General features: G+C 62.6%; 13 protein-coding genes. 5 read left to right on the forward strand and 8 right to left on the reverse strand.

Going from position 1 to position 14,935, the window contains the following annotated elements:
- Nucleotides 1–109: 109 nt before the first annotated feature.
- Nucleotides 110–358, reverse strand: a complete 249-nt coding sequence (locus QRN70_RS01365) for a DUF3203 family protein (protein WP_285415425.1) — start codon at nucleotides 356–358, stop codon at nucleotides 110–112.
- Between the two features lie 122 nt (nucleotides 359–480).
- Between QRN70_RS01365 and QRN70_RS01370 the strand changes: the two genes are divergently transcribed.
- Nucleotides 481–993: an MgtC/SapB family protein gene (locus QRN70_RS01370; protein WP_285415426.1), complete on the forward strand. Its 513-nt coding sequence runs from the start codon at nucleotides 481–483 to the stop codon at nucleotides 991–993.
- A gap of 55 nt (nucleotides 994–1,048) precedes the next feature.
- Here QRN70_RS01370 and QRN70_RS01375 read toward each other — a convergent pair whose 3' ends face one another.
- Complete coding sequence (locus tag QRN70_RS01375) at nucleotides 1,049–1,207, reverse strand: hypothetical protein (protein WP_172828146.1); 159 nt, start codon at nucleotides 1,205–1,207, stop codon at nucleotides 1,049–1,051.
- A gap of 230 nt (nucleotides 1,208–1,437) precedes the next feature.
- On the opposite strand from QRN70_RS01375, the gene QRN70_RS01380 reads away from it, so the two are divergent.
- From QRN70_RS01380 to glgB, 3 genes are all read left to right on the forward strand, one after another.
- The gene (locus tag QRN70_RS01380; protein WP_285415427.1) at nucleotides 1,438–3,432 is read left to right on the forward strand and encodes an alpha-1,4-glucan--maltose-1-phosphate maltosyltransferase; all 1,995 of its coding nucleotides are present in this window, start codon (nucleotides 1,438–1,440) and stop codon (nucleotides 3,430–3,432) included.
- 154 nt (nucleotides 3,433–3,586) lie between these two features.
- Nucleotides 3,587–6,928, forward strand: a complete 3,342-nt coding sequence (gene treS, locus QRN70_RS01385; protein WP_285415428.1) for a maltose alpha-D-glucosyltransferase — start codon at nucleotides 3,587–3,589, stop codon at nucleotides 6,926–6,928.
- Between the two features lie 2 nt (nucleotides 6,929–6,930).
- Nucleotides 6,931–9,162, forward strand: coding sequence for a 1,4-alpha-glucan branching protein GlgB (glgB, locus tag QRN70_RS01390; protein WP_285415429.1), 2,232 nt, complete (start codon nucleotides 6,931–6,933; stop codon nucleotides 9,160–9,162).
- Between the two features lie 49 nt (nucleotides 9,163–9,211).
- Here the strand turns inward: glgB and QRN70_RS01395 are convergent, their stop codons facing one another.
- The 3 genes from QRN70_RS01395 to QRN70_RS01405 all read right to left on the reverse strand — a co-directional run bounded on the left by QRN70_RS01395 (nucleotide 9,212) and on the right by QRN70_RS01405 (nucleotide 12,320).
- Nucleotides 9,212–10,282 carry an autotransporter domain-containing protein gene (locus tag QRN70_RS01395; RefSeq protein ID WP_285415430.1) on the reverse strand — a complete coding sequence of 357 codons (1,071 nt, stop codon included), beginning with the start codon at nucleotides 10,280–10,282 and terminating at the stop codon, nucleotides 9,212–9,214.
- Between the two features lie 387 nt (nucleotides 10,283–10,669).
- On the reverse strand, nucleotides 10,670–11,464 hold the full coding sequence (locus tag QRN70_RS01400) for an endonuclease/exonuclease/phosphatase family protein (protein WP_285415431.1): 795 nt from the start codon (nucleotides 11,462–11,464) through the stop codon (nucleotides 10,670–10,672).
- Between the two features lie 97 nt (nucleotides 11,465–11,561).
- The gene (locus tag QRN70_RS01405; protein ID WP_285415432.1) at nucleotides 11,562–12,320 is read right to left on the reverse strand and encodes a PIG-L deacetylase family protein; all 759 of its coding nucleotides are present in this window, start codon (nucleotides 12,318–12,320) and stop codon (nucleotides 11,562–11,564) included.
- 92 nt (nucleotides 12,321–12,412) lie between these two features.
- Between QRN70_RS01405 and QRN70_RS01410 the strand changes: the two genes are divergently transcribed.
- On the forward strand, nucleotides 12,413–12,583 hold the full coding sequence (locus QRN70_RS01410) for a hypothetical protein (protein WP_285415433.1): 171 nt from the start codon (nucleotides 12,413–12,415) through the stop codon (nucleotides 12,581–12,583).
- A gap of 2 nt (nucleotides 12,584–12,585) precedes the next feature.
- Here QRN70_RS01410 and QRN70_RS01415 read toward each other — a convergent pair whose 3' ends face one another.
- Genes QRN70_RS01415 through QRN70_RS01425 form a run of 3 tightly spaced genes read right to left on the reverse strand, consistent with a single transcriptional unit; the run spans nucleotide 12,586 to nucleotide 14,935 of the window.
- A complete protein-coding gene (locus QRN70_RS01415; protein WP_285415434.1) occupies nucleotides 12,586–13,185 on the reverse strand; it encodes an SAM-dependent methyltransferase in 600 nt (199 codons plus the stop codon).
- A complete protein-coding gene (locus QRN70_RS01420; protein WP_285415435.1) occupies nucleotides 13,182–13,940 on the reverse strand; it encodes a PIG-L deacetylase family protein in 759 nt (252 codons plus the stop codon). The genes QRN70_RS01415 and QRN70_RS01420 overlap by 4 nt, the downstream gene beginning before the upstream one ends.
- Nucleotides 13,937–14,935 carry an acyl-CoA dehydrogenase family protein gene (locus QRN70_RS01425; protein WP_285415436.1) on the reverse strand — a complete coding sequence of 333 codons (999 nt, stop codon included), beginning with the start codon at nucleotides 14,933–14,935 and terminating at the stop codon, nucleotides 13,937–13,939. The genes QRN70_RS01420 and QRN70_RS01425 overlap by 4 nt, the downstream gene beginning before the upstream one ends.

The raw sequence follows: 14,935 nt of genomic DNA on the forward strand, positions 1-14,935 counted from the left end.
GCGTATCAGATGCCTTTGCGCGCGCACCCTGCGACAACTTGAAGCAGCGCGCAGGCGCAGGCGCAAACGCCTATCGCAGGCGTCTGCGCGAGGTGTTGATCAGGGTCAGTCAAATCACCGAATCACTCTCGTCAGCCTTCAGGTGCTTACGACCGTCCCTGGCGCCTGCGACGGTCAATGCGTCGGCTTCTGCTTCGGTGATGTAAATACGCCGGCTTTCGACTTCCACGAAAGACATGGCCTTTTCACTGTCGGTCTTCACTTCCAGCGTGTCGCATATACGAATTTCCTCACCATTTTCGACAGTGAAAAAACACACTTTTGATTCGGGATTGGATTCATCGATTCGAAGGGGCATGAGACTGTCCTTTTTTCGGGGGTGGCTAGAGGTTTAGGGCTCGACGGTGGGTGATCGTTCTACGCAACCGATTAATGGTCGGCGTTGTCCATCGACTGACTACTTATAAGAAGGACGCAGCGATGGACGCCTGGTGGCATGAAGTGTGGGTAACGCTGCAAGCGGAGTTCGCCGACATCGGCGATGCCTCGCAACTGACGCGCATCACCGTGCGCCTGCTGATGGCGGCGGTGCTGGGCGGGATTCTGGGCTTTGAACGTGAGCAAAAGGGCAAGGCGGCCGGGGTGCGCACGCACATGCTGGTGGCGTTGGGGGCGGCGCTGTTTGTGCTGGTGCCGCAGACGTCCGGGGCCGAGTCCGATGCCATGAGCAGGGTGTTGCAGGGCGTCATCGCCGGTATCGGTTTTCTCGGTGCCGGGACGATTCTGAAAAATCAGCAGGGCGATGAAGGCCACGTCAAAGGCCTGACCACCGCCGCCGGGCTGTGGATGACGGCGGCGATCGGTGTGGCGACCGGATTGGGCAAAGAGGCGACGGCGCTGCTCAGCACGTTGCTGGCGCTGGGCATATTCAGCGTGATGCCGAGAATTGTGCGGTTATTCGAAAAGGATGAGCACAAGAACCCGCATCTGTAACAGCGGCGTGATAACCCTGCAGGAGTGGCCTTCGGCAACTCCTGCAGGGCATGTGCTAGACGATCACCGGTGGCATCGTACTCGGCGGTTCTTCCTTCGGCGGCGGCGTGGTGCCTGGGGGCTCCTGCTCGGGGATCGGTTGCGGTTCGGTTTCCGGCAGGGTCGGTTTGTCGATGTTCGGATCGGGTGTTTCAGCGGGGATCGGGATTGTCATCGGGTGAACCTCCGTGTGGCACATGGCGTGAGAAGTGCTTAAGTGGGTTGACCACCTCGCAGCGAATTCGATCCGCTTTTGTCGGCAGCGGAAAAGTCCGCGGTAATTGCTGTGAACTTTTGCCAGCGAGGATCGCTCGGAACCTAAGTGAGTTCATGGCGGGCGGATGGCGTGCCGTGGATACCGAACAGGCAAACGAGCGTCCTTGGGGCGTTAAGGAGAGATGCTCAATGACTGCTGAAAAACCTTCCGAATTGAGCTACAACCCGCATATCCCGCTGTCTCAGGCGTTGCTGATGCCGCGCATCGTCATCGAGAACACCATGCCGACCCTCGACGGCGGGCAGTTTGCCGTCAAGGCCATTGCCGGACGCGAGGTGCGGGTGACCAGCAAGGTATTCGCCGACGGTCACGACAAACTCGCGGTGCGCATTCGTTGGCGCGAGACCGGCGATGAAACCTGGCAAAGCGAGGTCATGGCCGATCTCGGCAACAATGGTTGGGAGGGGCGTTTCCGTCCTGAACGCCAGGGCCGCTATCTGTTCCTGATCGAGGCGTGGATCGACCAGTTCGCCAGTTTTCAGTACGAACTGGAGAAGAAACACGCTGCCGGCGTGCCCGTCAGCCTCGAGCTGCAGGAAGGCCGCAGCATGGTGCAACAAGCGGCCGAGCGCAGCGACGGTCAACTGAGCGAGCAACTGGCGGCGCTGCACCATGAATTGTCCGGCCTGCTCGAAACCGAGCAGGTGGCACTGTTTCTGCACTCGCGCAGTGCGCAGTTGATGGCGGACGCCGATCACCGCGCCTACCTGAGCATCAGTGCCGAATTCCCGGTGGATGTCGAGCGCGAACTCGCCGAGTTCGCCAGTTGGTACGAGCTGTTTCCCCGCTCGATTACCGACGATCCTGCCCGCCATGGCACCTTCAACGATGTTCACTCGCGCCTGCCGATGATTCAGGACATGGGGTTCGACGTGCTGTATTTCACGCCGATCCACCCGATTGGCCGTGCTCATCGCAAAGGCCGCAACAATTCGCTGACCGCCGGCCCGGACGATCCCGGCAGCCCATATGCGATCGGCAGCGAGGAGGGCGGGCACGAAGCGATTCATTCGCAGCTCGGCACCCGTGAAGATTTCCGCCGCCTGGTGGCTGCCGCCGCCGAGCATGGCCTGGAGATCGCCCTGGATTTCGCCATTCAGTGTTCGCAGGATCACCCGTGGCTCAAGCAGCATCCGGGCTGGTTCAACTGGCGCCCGGACGGCACCATCAAATACGCCGAGAACCCGCCGAAGAAATATCAGGACATCGTCAACGTCGACTTCTACGCCCCGGACGCCATTCCGAGCCTGTGGGTCGAGCTGCGCGATATCGTTGTTGGCTGGGTGCAGGAAGGCGTGAAGATTTTCCGCGTCGACAACCCGCACACCAAGCCGCTGCCGTTCTGGCAATGGCTGATCGCCGATGTGCGCACGCTGCATCCCGAGGTGATTTTCCTCGCCGAAGCGTTCACCACGCCGGCCATGATGGCGCGCCTGGGCAAGGTCGGTTACACCCAGAGCTACACCTATTTCACCTGGCGCAACACCAAGGCCGAACTGGCGACGTATTTCAGCGAACTCAACGAATCGCCGTGGCGCGAGTGCTACCGGCCGAACTTCTTCGTCAATACCCCGGACATCAACCCGGCGTTCCTGCATGAATCAGGGCGGCCCGGATTCCTCATCCGCGCGGCGCTGGCGACCATGGGGTCCGGGCTGTGGGGCATGTATTCGGGGTTCGAGTTGTGCGAATCGGCGCCGGTGCCGGGCAAGGAGGAGTACCTCGATTCGGAGAAGTACGAGATCCGCGTCCGCGACTTCAATGCGCCGGGCAACATCATTGCCGAGATCGCCCAGCTCAACCGCATTCGCCGGCAGAACCCGGCGCTGCACAGTCATCTGGGCCTGAAAATCTACAACGCCTGGAACGACAACATCCTGTATTTCGGCAAGCGCAGCGCCGATGGCAGCAACTTCATTCTGGTGGCGGTCAGCCTTGATCCACATAACGTCCAGGAAGCGAATTTCGAACTGCCGCTGTGGGAAATGGGACTGCCGGACGACGCGACGACCCACGGTGAGGACTTGATGAACGGGCATCGCTGGGATTGGCACGGCAAGTACCAATTCATGCGTATCGATCCTTCGTACCAGCCGTTCGGCATCTGGAGAATAACGGCCTGAACCCGGATCGCCTGTGGCGCCGAGCCTGCTCGCGCGAATTTTATGCTGATGGTTAATCCGCATTCGCCAGCGGGCTCGCTGCCACAGGGTTGCTCACCGTTTTCGAGTCAAGTGATCGGCTCACGGTTTTTACAGAATTCAACAGGAGTTGCACATGGCGAAGAAACCCAAGTCAGCCACTTTCATCAAGGACCCGCTCTGGTACAAGGACGCGGTGATCTATCAAGTACACGTCAAATCCTTTTTCGACTCCAACAATGACGGAATCGGCGATTTTCCCGGCCTGATCGCCAAACTCGACTACATCGCCGAACTCGGCGTCAACACCATCTGGCTATTGCCGTTCTATCCCTCGCCACGCCGCGACGACGGTTACGACATTGCCGAGTACCGTGGCGTGCACAGCGACTACGGCACCATGGCCGATGCCAAGCGCTTTATTGCCGAGGCGCACAAGCGCGGGCTGCGGGTCATCACCGAACTGGTCATCAACCACACCTCCGACCAGCATCCGTGGTTCCAGCGCGCGCGCAAGGCCAAGCCCGGTTCGGCGGCGCGTGATTTTTACGTGTGGTCCGATGACGATCAGAAGTACGACGGCACGCGGATCATTTTTCTCGACACGGAAAAGTCCAACTGGACCTGGGACCCGGTCGCCGGCCAGTACTTCTGGCACCGCTTCTATTCGCACCAGCCGGACCTCAACTTCGATAATCCGCAAGTGATGAAAGCGGTGCTGTCGGTGATGCGCTACTGGCTGGACATGGGCATTGACGGCTTGCGTCTCGATGCGATCCCGTACCTGATCGAACGCGACGGCACCAACAACGAAAACCTGCCGGAGACCCACGACGTCCTCAAGCAGATCCGTGCCGAGATCGATGCCAATTACCCCGACCGCATGCTGCTGGCCGAGGCCAACCAGTGGCCGGAAGACACCCAGCTGTACTTCGGCGACACCGATGCCGCCGGGGTCAATGGCGATGAATGCCACATGGCGTTTCACTTTCCGCTGATGCCGCGCATGTACATGGCGCTGGCCCAGGAAGACCGCTTCCCGATCACCGACATTCTGCGCCAGACCCCGGAAATCCCCGCCAATTGCCAATGGGCGATCTTCCTGCGCAACCACGATGAATTGACCCTGGAGATGGTCACCGACAAGGAACGCGACTACCTGTGGAATTACTATGCGGCTGACCGCCGTGCGCGGATCAACCTCGGTATCCGCCGTCGTCTGGCACCGCTGATGGAGCGCGACCGTCGCCGCGTCGAACTGCTCAACAGTCTGCTGCTGTCGATGCCCGGCACGCCGACGCTGTACTACGGCGATGAAATCGGCATGGGCGACAACATTTACCTGGGGGACCGCGACGGTGTGCGCACGCCGATGCAGTGGTCGATTGACCGCAACGGTGGGTTCTCGCGTGCCGATCCGGCCAGCCTGGTGCTGCCGCCGATCATGGACCCGCAGTACGGTTACCAGTCGGTCAACGTCGAAACCCAGGCTGGCGATCCACATTCCTTGTTGAACTGGACGCGGCGCATGCTTGCCGTGCGCAAGCAGTCCAAGGCGTTCGGTCGCGGCACGCTGAAAATGCTCTCGCCGAGCAACCGGCGGATTCTGGCCTATACCCGTGAATTCACCGACGCCGACGGCAAGCACGAAATCATCCTCTGCGTGGCCAACGTGTCGCGCAGCGCACAAGCGGCGGAGCTCGATCTGTCGGCCTACGTCGGCATGGTGCCGGTGGAAATGCTCGGCGGTAACGCCTTCCCACCGATCGGCCAGTTGAATTTCCTGCTGACCCTGGCGCCGTACGGCTTCTACTGGTTCGTGCTGGCGGCGGAAAACCAGATGCCGAGCTGGCACGTCGAACCGGCGCAGAGCCTGCCGGACTTCACCACCCTGGTGCTGAAGAAACGCATGGAGGAGCTGCTGGAAACGCCGAGCCGCGCCACCCTCGAGCAGGGCATTCTGCCGAGCTGGTTGCAGAATCGGCGCTGGTTCGCCGGCAAGGACGCAGCGATCGAACAGGTCCGACTGGCCTACGGCGTGCGCTTCGGCGATGCCCAGCATCCGGTGCTGCTCAGCGAAATCGAAGTCAGCAGCGGCGGGCAGACCAGTCGCTATCAACTGCCGTTCGGTTTCATCGCCGAGGATCAGGTCGGCCCGGCATTGCCGCAGCAGCTGGCACTGGCTCGGGTGCGGCGTGGTCGTCAGGTCGGGCTGATCACCGATGCCTTCAGTCTCGAGGCGTTCATTCGCGCCGTGCTGCAGGGCATGCAGGCCAATACAGTGCTGGCCAGCGATGACGGCGAAATCCGCTTCGAATCGACGCCGCAGCTGGAGCAGCTTGGCCTCGGTGCCGAATCGGAAGTGCGTTATCTGTCGGCCGAGCAATCCAACAGCTCGGTGGTGATTGGCAATAGCCTGGTACTTAAGCTGATCCGTAAAGTCGCTTCTGGCGTACACCCGGAACTGGAGATGAGCGCTTACCTGACCGCGGCCGGATTTGCCAATATCTCTCCGCTGCTGGGGTCGGTGATTCGCCGCGACGGCAGTGGGCAAGACAACCTGCTGATGATCGCCCAAGGCTACCTGAGCAATCAGGGCGATGCCTGGGAGTGGACGCAGAACAACCTGGAGCGCGCGCTGCGCGACGAACTGGCTGATGCCATGTCCGAGCAGGAGCAGCACTACAACGCCTTGGGTGAACTGAAAGACTTCGCCGGCATGCTCGGCCAGCGCCTGGGTGAAATGCACCAGGTTCTGGCTGCGCCCAGCGACAACCCGGATTTTGCCCCGCAGGTCAGCAGCGCCAAGGACGCCCAGGCCTGCGGCAAGGACGTTGCCGCACAGATCGAGCACGCCTTGAAACTGCTCAAGCAGCATCAGGGCGAACTCAATGCGGCGGATCAGAAACTTGTCGCACGTTTGCAGGATCACAAGAAAGCCATTCTCGCCCACGTGCAGGAACTGGCGAAGAAATCGGTCGGCGGCTTGCGTATCCGCGTGCATGGCGACTTGCACCTGGGGCAGGTGCTGGTAATCAAGGGCGATGCCTACCTGATCGATTTCGAGGGCGAACCGGCGCGGCCTCTGGCCGAACGTCGCGGCAAGCACAGTCCGTACAAGGACGTCAGTGGGGTGCTGCGCTCGTTCGATTACGCGGCGGCGATGACGATCAACGTGCACAACGTCGACAACAGCCCGCAAGCCGAGGCGGCACGTCGCCGCGTTGCCGAACGCTACCTGCGTGAGGCCCGCGAGGCATTCGTCGAGGCGTATCGCCGCGCGGCAGCTAGTCTTGATCATGCCTGGCAGGATCCTGAAGGTGCCGACGCCGCACTGGTGTTGTTCGGTCTGGAGAAAGCGGCCTACGAAGTGGCCTATGAAGCCGAAAATCGCCCCACGTGGCTGCCCGTGCCATTGCACGGTTTGTATGGGTTATTGATGGGGCTTAAACCCTTTTCCGATCTTGGTGGAGAGTAGTCATGAGTTTCTCGAACAAGGAACAGGGTCACGTCAAAGAACGTTTGCTGCCCGGGCCCGGGGATATCGACGCCCTGGTCCGCGCTGAGCATCCCGATCCCTTTTCCATCCTTGGCCCCCACGGCGATGGCGCCGGCGGGCAGTTCATCCGCGCCTATCTGCCCGGCGCATTGAACGTCACGGTGCTCGACAAGGACACCGGGCAAGAGCGCGGTGAGTTGCAGGCCACGGAAACGGCGGGGCTGTTCGTCGGCCATTTCGACCAGGCGCGACCGTATCTGCTGCGCACGCGCTGGGCGGGTGGCGAGCAGGTCGCCGAAGATCCGTACAGCTTCGGCCAGTTGCTCGGCGAGATGGACTTGTACCTGTTCGCCGAAGGCAACCACCGCGATCTGAGCAGTTGCCTCGGCGCGCAATTGAAAACGGTCGATGGTGTCGACGGCGTGCGATTCGCCGTGTGGGCACCGAACGCTCGCCGGGTATCGGTGGTCGGCGATTTCAACGTCTGGGACGGCCGTCGCCATCCGATGCGTCTGCGCCATCCGTCCGGTGTCTGGGAGCTGTTCATCCCGCGTCTGCACGCGGGCGACCTGTACAAATACGAGATTCTCGGCGCGCACGGCATTCTGCCGCTGAAAGCCGACCCGATGGCACTGGCGACCAGCCTGCCACCGGACACCGCATCGAAGGTTGCTTCGCCACTGCAGATCGAATGGCAGGACCAAGACTGGATGGCGTCGCGCAGCGAGCGGCAGAAGCATGCCGCGCCGCTGTCGATCTATGAGCTGCACGCCGGCTCCTGGCAGTGCGAGCTCGACGATCTCGGTGAAGTGGCGCGGCAGTACACCTGGCCGGAGTTGGCCGAACGGCTGATTCCGTACGTGAAGGAGTTGGGTTTCACCCACATCGAGCTGATGCCGATCATGGAACACCCGTTCGGCGGCTCCTGGGGTTATCAGTTGCTGTCGCAATTCGCCCCGAGCGCGCGTTACGGTTCGCCCGATCAGTTCGCCGAGTTCGTCAACGCCTGCCACCAGGCGGAAATCGGCGTGATCCTTGACTGGGTGCCCGCGCATTTCCCCACCGATGCCCACGGCCTGGCGCAATTCGACGGCACCGCGCTGTATGAGTACGGCAACCCGCTGGAAGGCTTCCACCAGGATTGGGACACGCTGATCTACAACCTCGGCCGGACCGAGGTGCACGGCTATATGCTGGCTTCGGGCTTGCACTGGTTGAAGCACTTCCATGTCGACGGGTTGCGCGTCGATGCCGTGGCCTCGATGCTCTATCGCGACTATTCGCGCAAGGCCGGCGAGTGGGTGCCGAACCGGCACGGCGGGCGGGAAAACCTCGAGGCGATCGATTTTCTCCGGCATTTGAACGATGTGGTCGCCCTTGAAGCGCCGGGTGCGCTGGTGATCGCCGAGGAATCCACCGCGTGGCCTGGCGTCAGCCAGAGCACCCAGCAGGGTGGCCTGGGTTTTTCCTACAAATGGAACATGGGCTGGATGCACGATTCCCTGCACTACATCCAGCAGGATCCGGTGTACCGTGCCCATCACCATAACGAACTGAGCTTCGGCCTGGTCTATGCCTGGTCCGAGCGCTTCATCCTGCCGATTTCCCACGACGAAGTGGTGCACGGCAAGCATTCGCTGATCGACAAGATGCCTGGCGACCGCTGGCAGAAATTCGCCAACCTGCGTGCCTACCTGAGTTTCATGTGGACCCATCCGGGCAAGAAACTGTTGTTCATGGGCTGCGAGTTCGGCCAGTGGCGCGAGTGGAACCACGATCAGCAGCTCGACTGGTACCTGCTGCAATACTCCGAGCACCAGGGCGTACAGAAACTGGTGGGCGACCTCAACCGTCTGTACCGCGAGGAACCGGCGCTGCATGAGCAGGACGACGCGCCGCAGGGCTTCCAGTGGCTGATTGGCGACGACGCGATCAACAGCGTCTACGCCTGGCTGCGCTGGAGCAAGGACGGTTCGCCGGTGCTGGTGGTGGCCAACTTCACGCCGGTGCCCCGTCAGTCGTATCGGGTGGGCGTGCCGTTCGCCGGACGCTGGAACGAACTGCTCAACAGTGACGCGGATACCTATGCCGGTTCGAACTACGGCAACGGTGGCGGCGCTTTCACCGAAGAGGTGCCGAGCCACGGTCAGGCCTTGTCGCTGGTGTTGAATCTGCCGCCCCTGGCGGTGTTGATCCTCAAACCGGGTAACTGAGTGACAGCAGCGGGAGCGTGTTGAGCACTCCCGCCGTTGTTTTGCCTGCCTACCAGCGCATGCGCACCCCGAGGCTGCCAATCAGGCCATTGAGATCGTTGTCATCGACGTCACTGCTGTAGTCGGCACTGACATACAGGCTCACCGACGGCGTCACCTTCGCCACCAGGCCCAGTCCCAACTCGACGGTCGAGGACTTGCGGCTGCTGCTGATTTTGTCGACCTGATCCAGGGTCAACGTGTTGCCGGTGTACACCGTGTGCCAGAGGTTGGTGCGCACGTAAGGTTCGACCGGCAGGCCATTGAGGTCGTAACTGCCTTTCAGGCGGGCACCGACCCGGCCGCTCCATGAGGAAATGTCACTCGACGACGCATTGCCCGAACCCGCGTAGGGCGTATCGAGCGTGATGCGCTGGTTGATCAGTTGCGCCTGGGGTTCCACCACCCAGTTGTCGTTCAGCCCGATCGGGTAACCGCCTTCCACCGACAACGTCATGGCGCTGCCTTCAGTCGCCAGGCGTGCCCCTTGCTCGTTGCGGCTGAAACCGCTGACCCGGCCACCACTGGCCGACAGGTCGACATGCCAGCCTTGCGGTCCGGTCAGGCTGTAGTAAGCGCCGAGGCTCTGCCCTTGAATATTGAGGGTGTCGCTGCCGGGATCGGCCAGCGCGCGCGTGGCGATCAGGCCGTTGCTGTTGCCTTGAATCTGGCTGAGGCCACCGATCAACCCGACCTGTTGCGTATGGCCGTTGCCGCTCCGCACGGTCATGAGCGCCGGGCCCTTGAAGTCACCGCTGCCGGGCATGGCAAAACCGGGGGTAAGGATGTCGACCTGTGCCTGGCGTGAACTGGCGCCGTAGAGGCGATCCCACGCGGCCGGGGCGAGGTCTTCGGTGATCAGGTCGGCGCCCTGCAGGTCGGGGCGCACGTCGAAGCGCTGCGGGCCGGGGGTGATGACGGTGGCCGGCAGGGTCATGACCGGTACATTCTCTCGATACCAGGGTAGCGTCTCATCCGCCACAGGACTGGCCTGCGCCTCCATGGATGAGCACAGCAAGATAGAACTTGAAACACTGCAGAACGTTATTCTGATCTCTTGTGAGGTGAGTGAAGTCTTCATGGAGGTCTACCTTGCAATCGCATGCGCTATCTCGATGTGGCGTCTCTCCTACCCCGAGCGAGGGGCGGCCGAATGGAGCGGGGCGAACCGCGGCCGCTCGTTTTCGCGAGAGTCCGGAGGTTCGCCCCGGACAGTATTTCCGGGGGTAGTAAGGTAGAGCTAAGAAGACGAGGGGCGCTGCGTCAAGAAAGTGAACGATAAGCGGTCGCTAACGAACAGCTTGCGCAAGCGTTTGTTTTTCTGCACATATCTAAGCTGTTGTTTGCATGGAAAAACGCTTCGCGATGGGCGCACCGAAGCGGTCGCATTACCGACCGCCGGTGGACTGACCGCGCTTTGCGGGGACTTTCCGTAGCGCAGCCCGCGCTCGTTGGCTGTCAGAACTGCCTACAAATGCACCTCGACGGCCAGTGGCAGGTGATCCGACAAATGCGTCCACGGTTTGTTGCCGAGGATGCGCGGATCGTGGCTGCTGGCATTGCGCAAGTAGATGCGGTCGAGCCGCAATAACGGGAAGCGCGCCGGGTAGGTCTTGGCCGGCCGGCCATGATGGCGCTCGAACGCTTCGTGCAAATAGTCGCGGCGGGCGAGGGCGACATTGCCTTGCAGCTGCCAGTCGTTGAAATCGCCGGCAATGATCACCGGCGCGTCATCGGGCAGTGATTCGAGCAACTGACAGAGCAGTTGCAACTGCAATTGCCGGTGGCTTTCCAGCAGGCTCAAGTGCACGCAGATCGCGTGAACTTCGGCATGCCCCGGCACATCCAGCACGCAATGCAGCAGACCGCGCCGCTCCGGGCCGGTGATCGACACGTCGAGGTTGCGGTATTCACGGATCGGATATTTCGACAGTAGCGCGTTGCCATGGTGGCCATCGGGATAGACGGCGTTGCGACCGTAGGCGAAGTCGCTCCACATGCTGTCGGCAAGAAATTCGTATTGCGAGGTTTGTGGCCATTCGTTGTAGCGGCTCGAATGCCGCTCGTGCTCGCCGACCACTTCCTGCAGAAACACCAGGTCGGCGCAGGTGCTACGCACCGCTTCACGCAATTCCGGGAGAATGAAACGCCGATTGAGCGCGGTAAACCCCTTGTGCGTATTGACGGTCAATACCCGCAGGCGATGGATGGCCGACGGGTTGACGGGCTGCGCCTCGGCCTGACGCTTGGGATCGCTGGACACGTTCACTCCTCTGAATCTTGGCTTCCTGTGCATGCGACTGATGTGTGACCGGGCAGTTCACTTTCGATCGCCATCGCGCCCAGGCGGGGCCAGGGATTCAGACCAGAACGATCTCGTAGGGCAGGCGCATGCGCTCGAGAATGACCTTTGGCAGCATCGGCGCGATGCCGATCGCCGGCTCGCCGGTGAGCTGGCTGGCGTAGGCGTGCGTGGCGTGGCTCTTGCGCGCGACGGTCCAGGTATCCAGGCGCAATTTGCGCGCGCGGTGCCAGGGGAACTGCGCCTGATCGCGCTCCGGCCAGTGCCAGGCCCAGACCGGGACTTCGTGAAAGGTTGCCCCGGCCTGTTGCGCGGCCTTGGCGCTGGCGCGGCCGACCACTTCGTGGTCTTCATTGCCGTCTTCGCACCAGGTGCTGAATACCACGTCACCGGGGCGCAGGTAACGGGCAATGAATTCGGCCAGGGCGGCCTCCTGGTCGAGTAATGCGTTGTCGGTGAAGCCGCCGCGGATCCATTTCAGGCTGTGCATCGGCAAGCCCAGGCGACGCAACGCTTCGACGCTTTCCTGAGGGCGGAACACGCTCAGGCGTTTCTCCGACCATTGGCGCGAGCCGGGGTGGCTGGCACTGCCGTCGGTGATCGACAACAGCTGCAAGGGGTGGCCAAGGCCGGCCAGTAATTGCAGGAGGCCGCCGCAGGTCACCACTTCATCGCCGGGGTGCGGGGCAATGATCACGGCGCGAGCGCCAGCGGGTACCAGGCTGCGGGTATTGATGACGGGGATGTTGTCGAGTTGCGCGGCACTGTTCCAGATCTGCGCCGGCAGGCTGTTTTCGCCGAGGGATAGAGGTTTCATGGCGTGATACGTCCTTGTCTGTTTCGCCCCCAGGTCGCTCACGCACAGCTCTTGCACGCGTGGTTGACCCCCATCAGGGCCGGGTGATCGCGATGCAGCGCTCCGAACCCTGGATTGCCGCGCAGCAGAGTATTGCTCAAGACACGCAATTCGTCGCGTGGCAGATCGAGCTGAACCGTTTTTTTTTATTCAAGCTGTGCCTGATCGCGCAGACAGGGCCAGCCAAGGCGCCGTTTCCGGCGCTATCAAGGCTCGAACGGTGAGGTCAGCGCAAACCTTCCAGTGCTGCCACCGATCGCGGTTCGCGGCTCCAGATTTCCAGGATGAAATCCGCTTCCTGATGCAGCACCAGGCGCGGCAGGCCCAGTACTTCGTGGATGCGGTCGTGCACCTGGCGAGCGTTGAGCGGGCAGCCCTCGATCGGCGGACGCCAGTGACAGGCCAGCAACTGGCCGTCAGCGGTGAGGGAGTTTTCCATATGCCGGATGACGGCTGTCAGATCCGCGCTGTCGAGGTAGTAGCCGATTTCGCTAAATACGATCAGGTCGAATTTCTCCTGAGGCCAGTCCTGCGGCAGGCGACTTTGCTCAACGTGCGCGTGATCGAACAGGCTCAGCCGGGTTTGCGCCAGTTTTACCGCTGCCGCTGCGGTATCGCAGCAGAGCAAGCGGTCACAGCGCCGGGCCAGTTCGGCGCTCAGCTCGCCATTGGCACATCCCGGCTCGAAGATCGCCCGGTAGTGCGGGCGCGGCAGGGCGGCGAGGGTGATGGCGCGTTTGCGTTGTTCGTACCAGCGCTGGCGAAAGGCCCAGGGGTCATCGTTGCCGGCATACAGGCCATCGAAATAACGATCCTCGACACTCACAGGAACACCACTTCGAACGGTTGCAGCAGGCGCTCCAGCACATAGGGCGCCAACACCGGCCCCAGGCCCGCCGCCGGATCGCCTTCGAGCTGGCTGGCGAACGCATGGATGGCGTGGCGCTTGCGTGCGACCTGCGCCGGCGTCAGTTCGATCTTGCGCGCGCGCTGCCACGGCACCAACGCGTCCTCGGGTGTCGCCCAGTGCCAGGTCCACACGGGCAATTCATGACAGGTGGCGCCGACGCGTCGCGCCGCTTCGGCACTCGCACGGCCACAGGCTTCGTGATCACAGTGACCGTCCTCGCTCCAAGTGGTGAAGACCACGTCGGTGGGGCGCAGATGACGTTCGATGAACGCGCTGAGTTGCGTTTCCTCGGCCGCCACCTGGGTGTCGCGGAAGCCGCCACGCAGCCATTTCAAACGGTGCATCGGCAAGCCGAGGCGGCGCAGGGCTTCGGCGGATTCCTGCGGGCGTACCACGCTCAGGCGTTCCACCGGCCAGCGCTCGGAACCGGGATGGCTGGCGCTGCCATCAGTGACCGAGATCAGCTGCAGGCTGCGTCCGGCCGCGGCCAGCAGTTGCAGCAGGCCGCCGCAGCCGAGCACTTCATCGTCCGGGTGCGGCGCGATGATGACGGCGCGCGATCCCGGGGGCACGAGGCTGAGGATGTCGATGTTGTCCAGTTCGGCCAGATGCCGCGAGCTTTGCCATTGGTGCAGGGGCGTGCCCTGACCGACGATAGGATTGGCTTTCATAATGTCCAGGCCTCGCTGGGAGAGTCGGCCAGCCATTGGCCGAGGGCTGCCAGATCACGCTCGGCGTGGCTTTGCCGCAGGAACACCGGCAGATCGGCGCTCAGACGGGCGAAATGCCGATCCTTGCAGAACGGCCCGGCGCCGAGCGCGCGGCCGACATTGCGCAGAACCTGTTCGGCCGATTGCTCGACCACCGCACGCGCCCGGCGTGCCAGCAGCTCGGCGTTGTCCTGTGGGTGGGCGTCGATGTGCAGCGCGCTGAAGCGCAACATCGCGGCTGCCGCCTGCAATGCCGTGTCGACCGCACCGAGATGCGCCAGTGCATGCGGCTCTGCACGTTGCGCACACTGCGCGCGCAGCGCTTCGCCAAGCTGCCGCGCCGCGCCGTACCAGCACGCGGCGATGCCGATGCCGCCCTGCCAGAAGCCCGGCCGGCCGAGGTAATCGCCGGGGTTGCCGATGGCCTGACCTTCGGCGCCGTCGAACACCACTTCGACGCTGCCGGTCGCGGCCATGCCGACGGCTTGCCAGCCCTGATCGGTAATGCTCACGCCGGGTTGATCGAGCGCCACCGCGACCAGTTGTTGCTCACCCTGGTCGTCCCACGCCGTGAGCAGGCCATGACTGAGCACGGCGGCGCCGGAACACCAGGCCTTGCGGCCGTGCAGCGTGACCATGTGCCCGGACGGCCACACCGTGACCCGGGCGTTCGGTGGTTCGGCTGCCCACATGCCCCAAGTGCTGCCGGGTGTCGGCGAGCCGCCGAGCTGCTCGATGATCGCCAGGGCATCGGTGTGGCCCTCGTAGAGTTTGCACAACCCCAGGTCGTGCGCGCCGACGTCGGCCAGGTGCTGGAAACGTTCCAGCGTCCGTCCGCTGCCGGGCAAGGGCAGTTGATCCAGCCCGGCCTCGACCATCGCCCGCAGGCAATGGCCGAGGGCCCGGGTGTCAGGAAAGTCTGGCGCTCGTCGCGCCAGATAGCAGTGCAGGTCCAT

Origin of the sequence: Pseudomonas sp. efr-133-TYG-5, assembly GCF_030209175.1 — a bacterium.
In the GTDB taxonomy this organism is placed as follows: Bacteria; Pseudomonadota; Gammaproteobacteria; order Pseudomonadales; family Pseudomonadaceae; genus Aquipseudomonas.

Bases quoted from the DNA above. Each gene is read 5' to 3' on its own strand.
- QRN70_RS01370 (WP_285415426.1), top strand. From the start codon at position 481: ATGGACGCCTGGTGGCATGAAGTGTGGGTAACGCTGCAAGCGGAGTTC.
- QRN70_RS01380 (WP_285415427.1), top strand. From the start codon at position 1,438: ATGACTGCTGAAAAACCTTCCGAATTGAGCTACAACCCGCATATCCCG.
- QRN70_RS01405 (WP_285415432.1), bottom strand. From the start codon at position 12,320: ATGAAACCTCTATCCCTCGGCGAAAACAGCCTGCCGGCGCAGATCTGG.
- QRN70_RS01395 (WP_285415430.1), bottom strand. From the start codon at position 10,282: ATGAAGACTTCACTCACCTCACAAGAGATCAGAATAACGTTCTGCAGT.
- QRN70_RS01410 (WP_285415433.1), top strand. From the start codon at position 12,413: ATGCAGCGCTCCGAACCCTGGATTGCCGCGCAGCAGAGTATTGCTCAA.
- glgB (WP_285415429.1), top strand. From the start codon at position 6,931: ATGAGTTTCTCGAACAAGGAACAGGGTCACGTCAAAGAACGTTTGCTG.
- treS (WP_285415428.1), top strand. From the start codon at position 3,587: ATGGCGAAGAAACCCAAGTCAGCCACTTTCATCAAGGACCCGCTCTGG.
- QRN70_RS01420 (WP_285415435.1), bottom strand. From the start codon at position 13,940: ATGAAAGCCAATCCTATCGTCGGTCAGGGCACGCCCCTGCACCAATGG.
- QRN70_RS01365 (WP_285415425.1), bottom strand. From the start codon at position 358: ATGCCCCTTCGAATCGATGAATCCAATCCCGAATCAAAAGTGTGTTTT.
- QRN70_RS01425 (WP_285415436.1), bottom strand. From the start codon at position 14,935: ATGGACCTGCACTGCTATCTGGCGCGACGAGCGCCAGACTTTCCTGAC.
- QRN70_RS01375 (WP_172828146.1), bottom strand. From the start codon at position 1,207: ATGACAATCCCGATCCCCGCTGAAACACCCGATCCGAACATCGACAAA.